Source organism: Amycolatopsis sp. 195334CR (assembly GCF_017309385.1).
GTDB lineage: Bacteria > Actinomycetota > Actinomycetes > Mycobacteriales > Pseudonocardiaceae > Amycolatopsis.
On sequence record NZ_JAFJMJ010000001.1, the window covers coordinates 1993361 to 2009710 of the forward strand.

Below are 16350 nucleotides of genomic sequence, written 5' to 3' on the forward strand. Positions count from 1 at the left end.
TCTCACTTCGTGGTGGTGGCGGTGACCTTGACCTCGATGTTGCCGCGGGTGGCGCTGGAGTACGGGCAGATCTGGTGCGCCTCGGCGACCAGTTCGTCCGCCTTGCCCTGCTCCATCCCGATCAGCTTCGCGTCGAGTTCGACGGTCAGTTCGAACTTGCCCTGGTCGTTCTTGCCGATGCCGACCCTGGCGGTGATCTCGGAGTCGCCGAGGTCGGCCTTGTGCTGCCGGGCGGCGACCTTGAGCGCGCTGTGGAAGCAGGCCGCGTAACCGGCCGCGAACAGCTGCTCCGGATTGGTGTGCTCCCCGCCGGGACCGCCGAGTTCCTTCGGCGTGGCGAGGGTCTCGTCGATGATTCCGTCGGTCGAGGTGACTTCGCCGTCGCGACCTTCGCCGCGGGCGATCGCCTCGGCGGTGTAGAGCGCCTGGACCATCGTCGCCTTCCTCCGTTGTCCGGTGTCCACCTGGTATAACGCCAGGCGGCCGGAGTTGCATGCCGGGTCATGACGGGTGTCACCCGTCCGGTTACCCCGGCACCGGAAGATCAATCAGCGGCCGGCGCGGAACCGCGCGAACTCCACCACCTGGCTGCCGATGGTGCGCAGCGTGAACTCCGCCTTCTCGGAGGAACAGCCGCCGCTCTCGTCGAACTTGACCTCGGCGGAGTTGATCGCGCCGCCGAGCGGCGTGGGCCAGCCGCGCAGCGAGTGCGTGATCGTGCGCAACTGGGCGAGCGTGGCGACCGAGGCCTGCCAGCCGAAGGCGATCGAGGCGAGGCCGACCGCGCGGCCGTCGAGGTACGGGCGCTCGTCGCCGCGCAGGTCCTCGATGTAGTCGAGGGCGTTCTTGACCAGGCCGGACAGCGCGCCGTGGTAACCGGGTGAGGCGATGATCACGCCGTCGGCGGTGCGCAGGGTCTCGACCAGGTGGGCGGCTTCCGGGCCGCGGTCGACGTCGGTGGCGTCGTAGAAGGGCAGCACCAGGTCGGATCCGGTGATCGCGACGGTCTCGGCGCCCGCGCTCTCGGCACCGGCCAGCGCCAGCCGGAGCGCCCGCTCGGTCTGGGAGCCGTCCCGCAGCGAGCCGCCGACGCCCACCACCTTGATGGCCATCCCCATCACCGCGCCTTCCCGTCCCCGACCAGCCTGACACCCTTCACTCATTCGAGGCTAGTCCCTCCACTTAACTGGAGGACCAGTCATTCCACCGGAGTTCCCCGTCACACCCGCCGCTTGGCCCCGAGGGCTACTGACGAGTAGCCTCATACCGCCAGTATCTCGGCCGGGAGGAAGCTGATCATGACCGTGCCCGTGCAGATCCGCGTGCAAGCCGCCGCGGCCCAGGCCCTCTACGCCCTGCCGACCCCGGTCAAACGGCTGATCGCCGGGCGCCCGATCCGGCTGGACGGGCAGGAACTGGCGCTGGACGCGCAACTGCTGCTCCGGCTGCAGCAGCTCACCGGCGCCGAACTCGCCGGACAGTCGGTGGAACGCTCACGCGCCGAACTCGACGTGTCCCGCCACCTGGTCAGCGGCAAGCCGATCCAGCCGGTGCACACCCGCGAGCTGCTCATCCCCGCGGAAGCCGGTGGCATCCCGGCGACGCTGTACACCCCGGAAGGCCTGCCGGAACCGTCCGGCCTGCTGGTGTTCTTCCACGGTGGCGGCTGGGTGGTCGGCACCAGGAACAGCCACGACAACACCGCGCGCTTCCTGGCCAAGCACGCCGGGGTGCGGGTGCTGTCGGTGGAGTACCGGCTGGCCCCGGAGCACCCGTTCCCGGCGGCCGCGGACGACGCGGTGACGGCCTTCGACTACGCGTACGCCAAGGCGAGTGAACTGGGCGCGGACCCGGCGCGCATCGCGGTCGGCGGGGACAGCGCGGGTGGCAACCTGGCCGCGGTCACCGCGCTGGTGACCACCCGGCGCGGCGGCCCGGCCCCGGCGTTCCAGCTGCTGCTCTACCCGGGGGTGGACATGAGCACCCGGCGGCGGTCGCGGGAGATCTTCGGCAACGGGTTCTTCCTCACCGACGCCCAGATGACCTGGTTCGCCGACCACTACGCACCCGAGGGCGTCGACCGGACCGACGTGCGGGTGTCGCCGCTGCTGGCCGAGGACCTCAGCGGACTGCCGCCCGCCTACCTGGCCACCGCCGGCTTCGACCCGCTGCGCGACGAGGGCGAGCTGTACGCGGAGAAGCTCGAAGCCGCGGGCGTGCAAGTGGCGCTGCACCGGCAAGAAGACCTGATCCACGGATATGTGAACTTCCTCGGCATCGGCCGCCGTTTCCGCGAGGCAACCGCCGAAGCGGCGGGTGCGCTCCGCCTCGGATTGAGCAAGAAGAAGAATTGAACAACCGTAATCCCGGCGCGGGATTTCTCCCGCGCCGGGATTACGGATCCCCCCGATTCATCGGGTCGGATTCCAGCGTGTTCTGCGGTGGGATCAGGGTGCGGGCAGTGCGGGCACGGCGGGTACCGCGGGCACCGGCAGCGGCACGGCCGGGATGGCGGCGCCACCGAGCAGGCTGCCCAGCAACGTCGACAGCGTGGTCAGCAGCGACTGGAGCAGACCCTGGACCAGGGTCAGCGGGTCCGGCAGCGGGGGCAGCCCCGGCACCGGCGGCACCTGCCGCGGTTCGGTGCCCGGCGTCTTCAGCACCCGGGACACCTCGGAGTTGTAATCCCGGGCCACACCAGCGGTTTCCTGGGCTTCGGACTGGATCGTGTAGCGCTTGCCGTCGGCGAGATCGGTGAGCAGCGGATCGAGCTGGCCGACCGCGCCCTCCGTGCCCGCCACGTCCCCGGCGTAGGCGACCCTGGCGAGCTGGTCGCGCAGTTCGAGCACCTTGGCGCCGGCGGCCTGGGTGCTCGAGGCGCCCTTGCCGTTGTCCAGGACGCTCGCCGCGGCGACTCCGGACGAGGCCACCGCCAGCAGACTGCCGACCGCGATCGCGGCAATCGAGCGGGCAATAATGCCTTTCATTTCCTACCTCCGGCCTCTGAATGTCTCAGACCTGACCCGGTAATGGATACCAACCGTGTTGGCCCATGGCCACCCGATCACCGGCGAAGCAGTTTTTCCAGCGCTCACTTGATGAATTTGTTTCACCGGAATTCGCCCGCAAGTGATGACGCTGAAGAGCTTGAGCCTCGCTAGGTTGATCATCCGGACGGCGCCGGATCGCCACGCACAGCCACCGGGCCACCCGTTCGAGGCGCCCGGCCACCCGATGGACCTAATTGGATGATCAATTCCCGCCATCACCCCGTGGTGCAGGCGTGTCGGCTAGACCATCGGTGCAGCACTCACCCACGTTCGTCGCAATCTTCCCAGCCGTCCCAGCGCCGGGTGAGCCCGAACGAGGGCGGCCCGGCGGAGTCCGTTGTGGACTCCGCCGGGCCGCGTGTGGTGGGAGCGTCCGCCCGAGGGCGGGGGTCTACTGCCGGAACGCCGCGGCGACCTTGTCGCCGAGGTTCTTGTCCACGTTGCGCCAGTACTCGAACACGCGCTCCAGCACCGGCTGGGACACCTCGTTCGACGCGTGGCCGATGATGTTGTTCGCCAGCCGCTCGCGCTGCGCGTCGTCCATCACCTCGCGGACCAGGGTGCCCGGCTGGCCGAAGTCGTCGTCCTCGGCGTGCAGCTTGTACGCCGAGCGGATCACCTCGTCCTCGACGCCGTACGCGGAGGCCGTCTCGCTCGCGTCGGCGTGCGGGCCGCCGAACGAGTTGGGCGCGTAGACCGGGTCACCCGGGTTGCTGTACCGCATCTGCCCGTCGCGCGAGTAGCTGTTCACCGGGGACTTCGGCGCGTTGACCGGCAGCTGGGTGTAGTTCGCGCCGATCCGGTACCGGTGCGCGTCCGGGTAGGCGAACAGCCTGCCCTGGAGCATCTTGTCCGGGGACGGGCCGATGCCCGGCACCAGGTTGGCCGGCTCGAAGGCGGCCTGCTCGATCTCGGCGAAGTAGTTCGACGGGTTGCGGTCGAGCACGTACCGGCCGACCTTGATCAGCGGGTAGTCGCCCTGCGGCCACACCTTGGTCAGGTCGAACGGGTTGAACCGGTAGTCCGCCGCCTCGGCGTAGGGCATCACCTGGACGTGGAGCGTCCAGCTGGGGTGGTTGCCCTTCTCGATGTTCTTGAACAGGTCGCGGATGTAGAAGTCGGCGTCCGCGCCGGCGATGCGGTCGGCCTCGTCCTGGGTCAGGTAGCCGATGCCCTGGTCGGTCTTGAAGTGGTACTTGACCCAGAACTTCTCGCCGCCGGCGTTCTCCCACAGGTAGGTGTGCGAGCCGTAGCCGTTCATCTCGCGCCAGTTCGACGGGATGCCGCGATCGCCCATCAGCCAGGTCACCTGGTGCGCCGACTCCGGGCGCAGGGTCCAGAAGTCCCACTGGATGTTGTGGTCGCGCAGGTGGTTGTCGGCGCGGCGCTTCTGCGAGTGGATGAAGTCGGGGAACTTGATCGGGTCGCGGATGAAGAAGACCGGGGTGTTGTTGCCGACCAGGTCGTAGTTGCCCTGGCTGGTGTAGAACTTCACGGCGAAGCCGCGCGGGTCGCGCCAGGTGTCCGGCGAGCCGTTCTCGCCGGCGACCGAGGAGAAGCGGATGACGCTCTCGGTGCGGGTGCCCGGCTGGAACAGCGCGGCCTTGGTGAACTGGCTGACGTCCTCGGTCACCTCGAGGAAGCCGAACGCGCCACCGCCCTTGGCGTGCACCACGCGCTCCGGCACGCGCTCGCGGTTGAACTGCGCGTTCTTCTCGATGAGGTAGTGGTCCTGCAGCAGGATCGGGCCGTTGGCGCCGAGCGTCAGCGAGTCGTTGTCGCTGGCGACCGGGATGCCCACGTTGTTCGTGGTCGGCTTCGTCACGCCGATGCCTCCTCTTGGTGGTGGGTGCAGTCCGGGCAGAGCCCCCAGAAGACGACCTCCGCCTCGTCGACGCGGAAGCCCGCGGTCGCGGACGGCTCCAGGCACGGGGCCTCGCCGTGCACGCAGTCGACGTCCTCGGTGCGGCCGCAGGTGCGGCACACCAGGTGGTGGTGGTTGTCGCCGGTCCTGGTCTCGAACCTGGCCGGGTGCCCGGCCGGTTCGATCCGCCGGACCAGCGCGGCCCCGGCGCAGGCACCGAGCACGTCGTAGACGGCCTGGGTGGACACCGAGCCGAGCCGCTCGCGCACCCCCGCCGCGACCTGGTCGGCCGTGGTGTGCGGGTGCTCCGCGAGCCACTCGAGCACGGCCACCCGCGGCGCGGTCACGCGGAGACCGGCCGCTCGGAGGTGGTGCCGCACGGGGCTTTGCTGATCTGACATGGCCCCTCCACCATGACGCGTTTTCTGGAATGAGTCAAGAAAACTAAAAAAGTTGCACGGGTGTACCAGGAATTGGTGTCATCGGTCACGTGCCGCTCCAGCCCTACCGCCGACTGCTCGCCGTGCCGTCGGTGCCCACCTCGATGCTGTTGATGTTCTTCGCCCGGCTGCCGATCACCGCCATCGGCATCACGCTCACCCTGCACGTGGTGACCGACCTCGGCCGCGGGTACGGCGAGGCCGGGCTGGTCGGCACCGCGACCACGGCGGGCAGCGCGCTCGGCGCCCCGCTGATCGGCCGGGCGATCGACCGGTACGGCCTGCGGCCGGTGGTGGCCGTGTGCGGGGTGGTCTCGACGAGCTACTACCTGGCCACGCCGCACCTGCCGTACCTCGCGCTCGTGCTGGTCGCGTTGCCCGCCGGGCTGCTGGCGGTGCCCGCGGGTTCGATCGCCAGGCAGGTGCTCGCCGCGCTGGTGCCCACCGAACAGCGGCGGACGGCGTACTCGCTGGACACGGTGTCGGTGGAGGTGACCTTCATGGTCGGCCCGAGCCTGGGCATCCTGATCAGCACGCAGTTCTCCTCGACCGCCGCGCTGACCTCGATCGGCGTGGTGTCCGGGCTGGTCGCGGTGCTGCTGTACCTGATGAACCCGCCGGTGCGCGCGGGCCACGAGGCGATCACCGGCGTGCGGCCGCCGCTGCGGTCGTGGCTGAGCCGGGAGCTGGTGGCCACCCTGCTGATCGCCGCCGCCGCGACCTTCGTGCTGGTCGGCATGGAGCTGGCGGCGCTGGCCTCGCTGCGCGCGAACGACGAGGTCGACTGGACCGGCGTGGTGATCTCGTTGATGTGCGTGGCTTCACTGGTCGGCGGCATCGTGCACGGCGCGGTGCACCGGTCGCTTTCGCAGGTGACGCTGATGGTGTTGCTGGCGGTGCTGACCATTCCGGTCGGCCTGGTGGACACGCCGTGGTGGTTGCTGGCGCTGGTGCTCGTGCCGTCGAACCTGGTGTGCGCGCCGACGCTGGCCGCGACCACCGAGGCGGTGAGCTCGCTGGCCCCGGCGCGCGTGCGCGGGGAGGCGATGGGCCTGCAGGACTCGGCCACCCGGATCGGCCTGGCCGCGGGTGGGCCGGTGGTCGGGTTCGTGATGGACCATTCGGCGCCGGGCTGGGGTTTCGTGGCCTCCGGCCTCGGCGGGCTCGCGCTCGCCTCGGTGGGTATCGCGCTGCGGTTCCGGTTCGGCGCCCGCACCGCGGTACGGGCGCCGAGCGGGTCCTAGAGGCAGGCCTTCTGCAGTTGCTCGAGATTGGTCAGGCTGCGCTGCAGCCAGTCGTTGACGTTGCCGAGCTGGTCGGACTTGCGCTGTTCGAGTTCGACGTAGGAGTCGGCCATCGCGAAGAGCGTCTGCTGGACGTCCTGCTCGGCGACCTGGTTGCCGAGTTCGCGCAGCTTGGTGGCCTTCTCGCCGGCTTCGGCCTGCAGCTGCTCGGGGTTGATGTTCGGATCGAAGTTCGCGATCCCGAGCGCCTCGGTACAGGCGGCGGCTTTGCTGGTGGCGTTGTTGGCCTGATTCACCGCCTGTGACACCTCGTCGCACCCGGCGAGCACCAGCCCCAGCACCGCGATCCCGATCAGGTGTCGTCCAGCGAATTTGGTCATAGCGCCCAACCTACTCGAAACCGGCACGTGGGTGGTGTCTTGGTCCAGCGTACCGAGGTGCTCGGGCGGGCGGGCTCCGATTGCGAGGTCGGCGAGTGTCACGAATGTGGCTTTCGAGGCGTTGCGCGTCTCGAAAGCCACATTCGTGACATGGCTCAGCCCTTCACACAGATGACCTGCTTCAGGTGGGCCACCACCTCGACCAGGTCCGACTGGGCGGCGATCACCGAGTCGATGTCCTTGTAGGCGGCCGGGATCTCGTCCACCACGCCCGCGTCCTTCCGGCATTCGACGCCGTCGGTCTGGGCGGCGAGGTCGGCAGCGGTGTACAGCTTCTTCGCCTTGTTCCGCGACATCCGCCGCCCCGCCCCATGCGAGGCGGACTCGAAGGAGTGCGAGTTTCCCAGCCCGCGCACGATGTACGAACCGGTACCCATGCTTCCCGGGATGATCCCGAGATCACCCGAACCCGCGCGGATCGCACCCTTGCGGGTCACCAGCAGGTCGACACCGTCGTACGTCTCCTCCGCCACGTAGTTGTGGTGGCAGCTGATCGCGTCGTCGAAACCGGTGCTGGGGATCTCGTCCTTCAGCGCCTGCTTCACCAGCGCGACCATCGTCGCCCGGTTGCGGGCGGCGTAGTCCTGCGCCCAGAACAGATCTCGCCGGTACGCCTGCATTTCCGGCGTCCCCGCGACGAACACGGCGAGGTCGCGGTCCGGCAGGTCGGCGTTGTGCGGCAGCTTCCGCGCCACCGCCATGTGCCGTTCGGCCAGTTCCTTGCCGATGTTCCGCGAACCCGAGTGCAGCATCAGCCACACCCGCCCCTCGTCCGGCCCACCATGTTCGAGGCAGACCTCGATGAAGTGGTTGCCCCCACCGAGGCTGCCGACCTGCAGGTGCGCGCGCTTGCGCAGGTCCTGCACGCCGGAATGCAGTTCACCGAACCGGTTCCAGAACTCCGCCCAGCCACCGACCCCGTGCACGCGCGCGGTGTTCACGGGATTGCGGTGCATGTTGAAGCCGACCGGCACCGCGGATTCGATGCGGCGCCGCAGCTTGCCGAGGTCGTCCGGGAGGTCCGACGCGGTGAGCGAGGTCCGCACCGCGCTCATCCCGCAGCCGATGTCGACCCCCACCGCCGCCGGGGAAACGGCGTCGCGCATCGCGATCACGCTGCCGACGGTGGCGCCCTTCCCGTAGTGGACGTCCGGCATCACGGCCACGCCGTGCACCCACGGCAGGTTGGCGACGTTGTGGAGTTGGCGCATCGCCTGCTCCTCCACCGAATGCGGGTCCGCCCACATCCGGATCGGCACGCGAGCACCCTCCACCGCGGTGTACATGGCTGGTTCCTTTCCCCAGGAAGTTCTTGACCCCCACAGAATCACCGCAAATGTCGATCAGCTCAACCGGATTTGCAACGAACACCCGGCCGGGCCCGATACAGGATCGACATTCACGAAGACTGGAGCACTCCTTGTCCCTGCGGTCCCTGCCCCGTGAAATCCGGCTCATGCGCGCGATGTCGCGCGAAGCGAAGCGCCGCGGCATCAGCTACGACGAACTCAGCGACCAGCTCACCCCCGAAGAGCTGTACCTGTTGTCGGAGAACCTGCCCGACGTGACGCGCTGGGGCCTGGTCCCCGACGCCGAAATCACCGTGGAGCCACCGGAAAACCGCCTGGTCGCCGCGGCGAGATCCGGGGACTGGTGGCCGGCCGCCGCCGCGCTGGCCGAGCGCACCGACTGGGACCGGCGGTCGGCGCTGGTGGAGGCGCTGGCCGAAGCCGCCGCCGAGGACAAGGACTGGCTGAGATCCTGGCGGGCGGAGGCGCCCGGCGACGTCAACGGGTTGGTGGTGCAGACCGAGGCACTGGTCCGCCTGGCCTGGAAGGTCCGCGGTGCGGCACCGGCCAAGGACACCACCGACGCCCAGTTCGCCGGCTTCCACCGCCTGCTCAACGAAGCCCACCAGAGCGCGGAACGCGCGTGCGCCGCCGCGCCGGAGGACCCCACGCCGTGGGTCAGCCTGCTCACCATCGCCCGCGGCCTGCGGGTCGGGCACGAACGGTTCCGCCAGTGGTGGGCCGAGCTGATCGCCCGCGCCCCCGCCCACCGCTCCGGGCACACCCAGGCGCTGCAGTTCTGGTGCGCGAAGTGGTCCGGTTCCGACGAGCAGATGTTCGGCTTCGCCGAGGCGGCCGCCGCCGACCACCCGTCGCTGGCCGCGCTCCCGTTGGAGGCCGCGTTCGAAGCCTCGTTCGGGCACCCGAAGATCTGGCAGGAACGCCGGATCCGGACCCAGACCGACGCGCTGCTGGCCTGGCTCGCCGAGGGCGGCGCCACCGGCCCGTACGCCCGCACCGAGCACAGCATCGCCGCGCTCGCCCTCGTCGAGACCAAGCGGTACGACCTGGCGGTGGCGCAGTTCCGCGCGATCGGCAGGCACGCCGACGCGTGGATCTGGCACTACACCGAGCTGCCCCGGCTGAAGTTCCTGCTCGCCCGCGGGGAGGCCTGCCGCAAGGCCAAGCGGCCCTGAGGCACGGAAAAGGCCGTGGGCGCCTCGCACCCACGGCCCTTTCCCTGACGCCTCAGCCCAGTTGCGGGGCCAGCGTTTCGGCGATCTCGTAGGTGTTCAGCGCCGCGCCCTTGCGCAGGTTGTCCCCGCACACGAAGAAGTCCAGCGTGTTCGGGAAGTCCAGCGCCTGGCGCACCCGGCCGACGTAGGTCGGGTCCTCGCCGACGACCTCGCCCGGGGTCGGGAACACGTTGTTCTCCGGGTCGTCCACCAGCACGATGGTCGGCTGGGCTTCGAGCACCTTGTGCGCCTCCTCCACGGTGACCTCACGCGCGAAGGTGGCGTGCACCGCCAGCGAGTGCGTGGTGACCACCGGGACGCGCACGCAGGTCGCCGAGACCTTCAGGTCCGGGATGCCGAGGATCTTGCGGGATTCGTTGCGCACCTTGAGTTCTTCGGAGTACCAGCCGTCGCCCTTGTAGGAACCGGCCGAGGGCACCACGTTGAACGCCAGCGGCGCCGGGAACGGGGAGTCCGAAATGGACAGACCGGCCGCCTCCAGCGTCCGGCGCACGTCACCGGCGGCGACCCCGACCGGCTTGCCCGCGACCGCCTCGAGTTCGGCGTAGAGCCGGTCGACGCCTTCCTTGCCCGCGCCGGAAACCGCCTGGTACGAGGCGACCACCAGCTCCTTCAGCTCGAACTCGCGGTGCAGCGCGCCGAGCGCCGCCATCATCGACAGCGTGGTGCAGTTCGGGTTCGCGATGATGCCGCGCGGGCGCTCGCCGACCTTGTCGGCGTTCACCTCGGGCACCACCAGCGGCACCTCGTCGTCCATCCGGAAGGCGCCGGAGTTGTCCACCGCCACCGCACCGCGGGCCGCCGCGACCGGCGCCCACTCCGCGGAGATCTCGTCGGGCACGTCGAACATCGCCACGTCGACGCCGTCGAACGCCTCGGCGGTCAGCTCGATGACGGTCAGCTCCTCACCGCGCACGGTGAGCTTCTTGCCCGCCGAGCGCGCCGAGGCGATCAGCCGGATTTCGCCCCACGGCACGGATTCCCGGTTGTTGATGATGTCGATCATCACCGTGCCCACCGCGCCGGTGGCACCGACCAGAGCCAGTACAGGAGCCATTTCTACCGCCCACTTCCCGCGTAGACGACGGCCTCTTCGTCGCCGCCCAGTTCGAATGCGTCATGGATGGCGCGCACCGCGTCGTCGAGCTGCGCGTCCCGGATCAGCACGGAGATGCGGATCTCGGAGGTGTTGATGATCTCGATGTTCACGCCGACCTTGGACAGCGCTTCGCAGAAGGTGGCGGTGACGCCGGGGTGCGAGCGCATGCCGGCGCCGACGAGCGAGACCTTGCCGACGTGGTCGTCGTAGAGCACCGAGGAGAAGCCCAGCTCCTCCTTGATCTTCTCCAGCGCCGCGACCGCCTTGGGGCCGTTGGCCTTCGACAGCGTGAAGGTGATGTCCGTGCGCCCCGACGAGGTGTTGGAGACGTTCTGCAGCACCATGTCGATGTCGATCTCGGCGTCGGCGATCACCCGGAAGATCCGGGCGGCGGCACCGGCGTGGTCCGGCACCCCGGTCACCGTGATCTTGGCTTCGGAGCGGTCGTGCGCCACACCGGTGATCAACGCTTGTTCCACGGGGATCTCCTCGATCGATCCGGCCACCGTCGTGCCCGGCTTGTCACTGTAGGAAGAACGGACTCGGATCGGCACGCCGTAGCGGCGCGCGTACTCCACCGAGCGGAGGTGCAGGATCTTCGAGCCGCTCGCCGCGAGCTCCAGCATTTCCTCGTACGGCACGGTGTCCAGCTTCCGCGCGTCCGGCACGATCCGCGGGTCCGCGGAGTACACACCGTCCACATCGGAATAGATCTCGCACACGTCGGCGTTCAGCGCCGCGGCCAGCGCCACCGCGGTGGTGTCCGAGCCACCGCGGCCGAGCGTGGTGATGTCCTTGGTGTCCTGCGCCACGCCCTGGAACCCGGCGACCAGCGCGACGTAACCCTGTTCCAGTGCTTCGCTGACCCGGCTCGGTGTGACGTCGATGATCCGCGCGTTGCCGTGCACGGCCGTCGTCACCACCCCGGCCTGCGATCCGGTGAACGACCAGGCCTGCGCGCCCTGGGCGGAGATGGCCATCGCGACCAGCGCGTTGGAGATGCGCTCACCCGCGGTGAGCAGCATGTCCATCTCCCGCTCCGGTGGAACCGGGTTCACCTGCTGGGCCAGGTCGAGCAGTTCGTCGGTGGTGTCGCCCATCGCGGAGCAGACCACCACCACCTCGTTCCCGGCCTTTTTCGTGGCCACGATCCGCTCGGCCACGCGCTTGATCCGATCAGCGCTCTCCAACGACGATCCGCCGTACTTCTGGACTACGAGCGCCACGGCCCGAACCTCCTCGCCGAGCGGGCCCCGAGCCCGCTCCATCGAATTCGACTCAGTCGGGGAGCCTACCGGGATCGGGCAGTTCAGGCGTGCCGTCATGTGGCCCCGACCACTGCGAATGGCCTGCTCGACTAGGCTGGCCGGCGTGTCCAGCACCTCGGTGACCGACCTGACTGGCGCCGCCGATGCCGGGCGGGGCGGGAATTCCGGCGGCGCGCACCACCGCCGGCCGGACGAACGCCGGGAGAGGCTGCGCAGAGCAGGTTTCTTCCTGCTGCCCGCGCTCCTCTTCCTCGGCGTGCGACAGCTCGGCGTGGTGGTGCTGTCCGTCCTTTCCGGAGTGAACAACACCACAACCGAGGCCGCGCTGCGGTCGTGGGACGGTGAGTGGTTCCTCGGCATCGCGCAGGGCGGGTACGCCGGGGTGCCGCAGGGGCTGGTCGACGCGTTCGGCAACCGCAGCTTCGAGACCCCGCTCGCGTTCTTCCCCGGTTACCCGACCGCCGTGCGCTGGCTCACCGACCTCACCGGGCTGTCGCTGCCGACCGCCGCGTTCTTCCTCAGCGGCTTCTTCGGTGTGGTCACCGCCTACGCGCTGATGCGCCTGGGCAGCATGATCCGCGGTGGCTCGGCGAGGACCGGGCTGATCCTGGTGGTGCTGTTCGCCGCCTCGCCGATGGGCGTGGTGCTGTCGATGGCCTACTCGGAGTCGATGTTCTGCGCGGCTGCCGCGTGGGCGCTGGTTTTTGTGCTGGAGCGGCAGTGGCTGGCGGCCGGGGCGTGCACCGCGATCGCCGGGCTGGTGCGCCCGACCGCGGCCGCGGTGCTGTTGGCCATCGGCGTCGCCGCGGTGGTCCACCTCGTGCGGAAGCGGGAGGTCTGGCACCCGCTGGCCGGGTTGCTGCTCGCCCCGGTCGGCCTGGTCGGCTACCTGACCTGGGTGGGCACGCGGCTGCGGCCCGGCGCCGGCTGGTTCGACCAGCTGCAGGCCTGGACCGATCTGCAGCAGCGCGGCTGGGACTCGCGCTTCGACTGGGGCGTGGCGACGGTGACCTTCGCCGGCAAGGCGCTCGGGCGGTCGGGGAACGTGCTGGAGATCGCCACCGTCGCGATCCTGGTGCTGGCGCTGGTGCTGGTGGTGATCGCGATCAAGCGGCGGCTGGAGCTGCCGCTGGTGCTCTACGGGGTCGGTGTGCTGGCGATGGACCTCGGTTCGAACGGGCTGATGAACTCGAAGGCCCGGTTGCTGGTGCCCGCGTTCACCCTGCTCATCCCGATCGCGCTGGCGCTGGCCAAGCGGCGGACGTCGACGGTGGTGCTCGTGCTGGTCGGGGCGGCCGTGGCCAGCGCGTGGTTCGGCGCGTACTCGCTGACGATTTGGCAGTATGCGATCTGATGAAGGACGCCGAGACGAGTGTGCCGGTCCACGACCTGATCCGGCGGCGCTGGAGCCCGCGGGCGCTGGACGAGACGGCCGAGGTGAGCCGGGCGCAGCTGACCGCGCTGCTGGAGGCGGCGCGGTGGGCGCCGTCCTACGGCAACACGCAGCCGGCGCGGTACCTGGTCGGCTTTCGCGGGGACAGGACGTTCGCCGGCATCCTGGGCGCGTTGAACTCGGGGAACCAGGCGTGGGCGCACCGGGCCGGGGCCCTGCTGATCGGGGCCGTGGTCACCGCGAACGAGAAGGGGGACATCCCGTACGCCGAGTACGGGCTGGGCCTGGCGAGCGAGAACCTGGTGCTGCAGGCGATCGCGGAGGGCCTGGTCGCGCACCAGATGGCCGGGTTCGACCCGCACCGGGTGCGCCGCGAGTTCGACCTGCCGGACGACGTGAGCCCGCTGGTCGCCATCGCCGTCGGCACCCCGGGCGACCCAGCCCTCCTGGACGAGCGACGGCGGGACCGCGAACTGGCCCCCCGGCGGCGGGTGCCGCTGTCGGAATTCGCCTTCACCGACCGCTGGGGCCGGTCCTTCTAGACCCCGCCGAGCTTGCGGAAGATCTTGGCCACGATCGACGAGACGATCAGCCAGAAGATCGCCGCGATGCCGTAGTTGACCAGGACCTGGGCCTTCGGGTCGGAGATGTTGGTGAACAGGTCGCCGAAGCCCAGTGACAGCGGCTCCGCCCAGCTCCGGATGAACTGGGTGATGCCGTTGTCCGGGTTCGCGCCGCCGACGGTCAGGATCACGTGGACCGCCAGCACCAGCGCGAAGACGAGGCCGATCCAGCGGACCACCGCGGCCAGCACGCTGCCGGTCTTCGCCCTGGTCGCGCGCCAGTTCGACCGGCGGCGCTCCTCGGCCGCCACCACCTCTTCGTCACGGAACATCTCCGCGCGCGCCGGCGTGCCCGCGACCGGCGGCAACGCCTGCGTCGGGGCCTCTTCCTCGGCCTTCGCGGACCTCTCGGAGTGCTCTCCCATGACTGGCAGTTTCGCACGCGGACCGGGGTCGAGGCTACTTGTGAGTAACTGCCGCGGGTTTGTTCCCGAGCCGTAACCGTGGTTAAGCTGACCGGCGTGGCACGCGCTCTCCTGCTTCGCTGCCGCGACGGGGCCTGACCAGACCGGCTCCTCGTCGCGGGGCTTTGTGGTGCTGGCAAAACACCGCGCCGGTCGTTCCCCCGCAGTCACGAAGCAGCAGGAGTAGCCAGATCATGAGCACGCCCGAGAAGCCCGCGGCCAGCCGGATCCGCAAGCCGTCCCGGCCCGCGCCCGCGGACCAGCCCCAGTGGAACCCCCAGCGCGGCACCTCCATGCCGGTGCACCGCTACCGCCCGTGGTTCGAGCTGGTGGAGAACATCGAGGTAGCCGACCGCACCTGGCCGGACCGCCGCATCGAGCGCGCGCCGCTGTGGTGCGCGGTCGACCTGCGCGACGGCAACCAGGCGCTGATCGACCCGATGTCGCCCGCCCGCAAGCGCAAGTTCTTCGAACTGCTGGTGCGCATGGGGTACAAGGAGATCGAGGTCGGGTTCCCGGCCGCCAGCCAGACCGACTTCGACTTCGTCCGCGAGATCATCGACGAGGGAGCGATCCCGGACGACGTGCACATCCAGGTGCTGACCCAGTGCCGCCCGGAGCTGATCGAGCGCACCTTCCAGGCACTGGAGGGCGCGCCGCGCGCGATCGTCCACATCTACAACTCGACCTCGATCCTGCAGCGCCGGGTGGTCTTCCGCGAGGAGCGCGAGGGCATCAAGAAGATCGCGCTGCAGGCCGCCGAGCTGGTGGTCGAGTACGCGGCGAAGTACTCCGACACCGACTTCCGGTTCCAGTACTCGCCCGAGTCCTACACCGGCACCGAGTTGTCCTACGCGGCCGAGGTGTGCAACGCGGTCACCGACATCTGGCAGCCGACCCCGGCCCGCCCGGCGATCCTGAACCTGCCCGCCACGGTCGAGATGGCCACGCCGAACGTCTACGCGGACTCCATCGAGTGGATGCACCGCAACCTGGAGCGCCGCGACTCGGTGATCCTGTCGCTGCACCCGCACAACGACCGCGGCACCGGCATCGCCGCCGCCGAGCTGGGCTACCAGGCCGGCGCGGACCGGATCGAGGGCTGCCTGTTCGGCAACGGCGAGCGCACCGGCAACGTGGACCTGGTCGCGCTGGGCATGAACCTGTACAGCCAGGGCATCGACCCGCAGATCGACTTCTCCGACATGGACGAGATCAAGCGGACCGTCGAGTACTGCAACCAGCTGCCGGTACCCGAGCGCAGCCCGTGGGGTGGCGACCTGGTGTTCACCGCCTTCTCCGGCAGCCACCAGGACGCGATCAACAAGGGCCTGGACGCGCTGGCCAAGCAGGCCGAGAAGGCGGGCGTCCCGGTGGACGAGCACCCGTGGGAGGTGCCGTACCTGCCGATCGACCCGAAGGACGTGGGCCGCAACTACGAGGCCGTGATCCGGGTCAACTCGCAGTCCGGCAAGGGCGGCGTCGCCTACATCATGAAGAGCGAGCACCAGCTGGACCTGCCGCGGCGGCTGCAGATCGAGTTCTCCAAGACCGTCCAGCGCCACACCGACACCGCCGGTGGCGAGGTGGACCCGACGACCATGTGGAACGCGTTCTCGGCCGAGTACCTGGAGCCGAAGGTGCCGCTGGAGCTGGTCCGCCAGCACGTGACCGACAGCGGCGGCGGGGAGTACGAGATCGCCGCCACGGTCCGGGTGGACGGCGACGAGCACGACATCACCGGCCGCGGCAACGGCCCGATCGCCTCGTTCTTCGACGCGCTGGCCGGGGTCGGCTTCGACCTGCGGCTGCTGGACTACAGCGAGCACACGCTCTCCCCCGGCGACGACGCGAAGGCGGCGTCCTACATCGAATGCGCGATCGACGACCGCGTGTTCTGGGGCGTCGGCGTGGACGCGTCGATCGTCACCGCTTCGCTGCGTGCCGTGGTCTCCGCGGTGAACCGCTCGCACCGGTAGC

At 69.7% G+C, this 16350-nt stretch carries 16 protein-coding genes; 6 read left to right on the forward strand and 10 right to left on the reverse strand.

All coding sequences use genetic code 11. The features are described 5' to 3' along the window. Positions 1–2: 2 nt before the first annotated feature. Complete coding sequence (locus JYK18_RS09735; RefSeq protein ID WP_206801772.1) at positions 3–434, reverse strand: organic hydroperoxide resistance protein; 432 nt, start codon at positions 432–434, stop codon at positions 3–5. A gap of 114 nt (positions 435–548) precedes the next feature. Further along, on the reverse strand, positions 549–1112 hold the full coding sequence (locus JYK18_RS09740; RefSeq protein ID WP_242579043.1) for an NADPH-dependent FMN reductase: 564 nt from the start codon (positions 1110–1112) through the stop codon (positions 549–551). A gap of 186 nt (positions 1113–1298) precedes the next feature. On the opposite strand from JYK18_RS09740, the gene JYK18_RS09745 reads away from it, so the two are divergent. Beyond that, entirely contained in the window at positions 1299–2354 is a 1056-nt protein-coding gene (locus JYK18_RS09745) for an alpha/beta hydrolase (RefSeq protein WP_206801774.1), read from the forward strand. A gap of 93 nt (positions 2355–2447) precedes the next feature. Here the strand turns inward: JYK18_RS09745 and JYK18_RS09750 are convergent, their stop codons facing one another. The 3 genes from JYK18_RS09750 to JYK18_RS09760 form a co-directional block, all read right to left on the reverse strand. Then, positions 2448–2987: a hypothetical protein gene (locus JYK18_RS09750; RefSeq protein ID WP_206801775.1), complete on the reverse strand. Its 540-nt coding sequence runs from the start codon at positions 2985–2987 to the stop codon at positions 2448–2450. A 454-nt stretch (positions 2988–3441) separates the two neighbouring features. Continuing rightward, entirely contained in the window at positions 3442–4875 is a 1434-nt protein-coding gene (locus tag JYK18_RS09755) for a catalase (protein ID WP_206801776.1), read from the reverse strand. After that, the gene (locus JYK18_RS09760; RefSeq protein WP_206801777.1) at positions 4872–5315 is read right to left on the reverse strand and encodes a Fur family transcriptional regulator; all 444 of its coding nucleotides are present in this window, start codon (positions 5313–5315) and stop codon (positions 4872–4874) included. The genes JYK18_RS09755 and JYK18_RS09760 overlap by 4 nt, the downstream gene beginning before the upstream one ends. A gap of 89 nt (positions 5316–5404) precedes the next feature. Here JYK18_RS09760 and JYK18_RS09765 point away from each other — a divergent pair, with 89 nt between their 5' ends. Continuing rightward, positions 5405–6598, forward strand: a complete 1194-nt coding sequence (locus JYK18_RS09765; RefSeq protein WP_307795842.1) for an MFS transporter — start codon at positions 5405–5407, stop codon at positions 6596–6598. Here the strand turns inward: JYK18_RS09765 and JYK18_RS09770 are convergent. Together JYK18_RS09770 and JYK18_RS09775 are read right to left on the reverse strand one after the other, a co-directional pair. After that, positions 6595–6978 (reverse strand): hypothetical protein, encoded by a 384-nt coding sequence (locus JYK18_RS09770; RefSeq protein ID WP_206801778.1) that lies wholly within the window; start codon positions 6976–6978, stop codon positions 6595–6597. The genes JYK18_RS09765 and JYK18_RS09770 overlap by 4 nt on opposite strands. Positions 6979–7133: 155 nt before the next feature. Then, positions 7134–8324 carry an RtcB family protein gene (locus JYK18_RS09775; protein ID WP_206801779.1) on the reverse strand — a complete coding sequence of 397 codons (1191 nt, stop codon included), beginning with the start codon at positions 8322–8324 and terminating at the stop codon, positions 7134–7136. A 170-nt stretch (positions 8325–8494) separates the two neighbouring features. Here JYK18_RS09775 and JYK18_RS09780 point away from each other — a divergent pair, with 170 nt between their 5' ends. Next, positions 8495–9523 carry a DUF4034 domain-containing protein gene (locus JYK18_RS09780; protein ID WP_206801780.1) on the forward strand — a complete coding sequence of 343 codons (1029 nt, stop codon included), beginning with the start codon at positions 8495–8497 and terminating at the stop codon, positions 9521–9523. Between the two features lie 52 nt (positions 9524–9575). Here the strand turns inward: JYK18_RS09780 and JYK18_RS09785 are convergent, their stop codons facing one another. Together JYK18_RS09785 and JYK18_RS09790 are read right to left on the reverse strand one after the other, a co-directional pair. Further along, positions 9576–10640: an aspartate-semialdehyde dehydrogenase gene (locus JYK18_RS09785; protein WP_206801781.1), complete on the reverse strand. Its 1065-nt coding sequence runs from the start codon at positions 10638–10640 to the stop codon at positions 9576–9578. A gap of 2 nt (positions 10641–10642) precedes the next feature. Next, on the reverse strand, positions 10643–11908 hold the full coding sequence (locus tag JYK18_RS09790) for an aspartate kinase (RefSeq protein ID WP_113694976.1): 1266 nt from the start codon (positions 11906–11908) through the stop codon (positions 10643–10645). 145 nt (positions 11909–12053) lie between these two features. Between JYK18_RS09790 and JYK18_RS09795 the strand changes: the two genes are divergently transcribed. Next, positions 12054–13304, forward strand: a complete 1251-nt coding sequence (locus JYK18_RS09795) for a hypothetical protein (protein WP_307795843.1) — start codon at positions 12054–12056, stop codon at positions 13302–13304. Then, on the forward strand, positions 13304–13885 hold the full coding sequence (locus tag JYK18_RS09800; RefSeq protein WP_206801782.1) for a nitroreductase family protein: 582 nt from the start codon (positions 13304–13306) through the stop codon (positions 13883–13885). The genes JYK18_RS09795 and JYK18_RS09800 overlap by 1 nt, the downstream gene beginning before the upstream one ends. Here the strand turns inward: JYK18_RS09800 and JYK18_RS09805 are convergent. Continuing rightward, positions 13882–14331 carry a hypothetical protein gene (locus JYK18_RS09805; protein WP_374195003.1) on the reverse strand — a complete coding sequence of 150 codons (450 nt, stop codon included), beginning with the start codon at positions 14329–14331 and terminating at the stop codon, positions 13882–13884. The genes JYK18_RS09800 and JYK18_RS09805 overlap by 4 nt on opposite strands. 233 nt (positions 14332–14564) lie before the next feature. Between JYK18_RS09805 and leuA the strand changes: the two genes are divergently transcribed. Then, positions 14565–16349 (forward strand): 2-isopropylmalate synthase, encoded by a 1785-nt coding sequence (gene leuA / locus JYK18_RS09810; RefSeq protein WP_206801783.1) that lies wholly within the window; start codon positions 14565–14567, stop codon positions 16347–16349. The last annotated feature ends 1 nt before the right edge of the window (position 16350 follow it).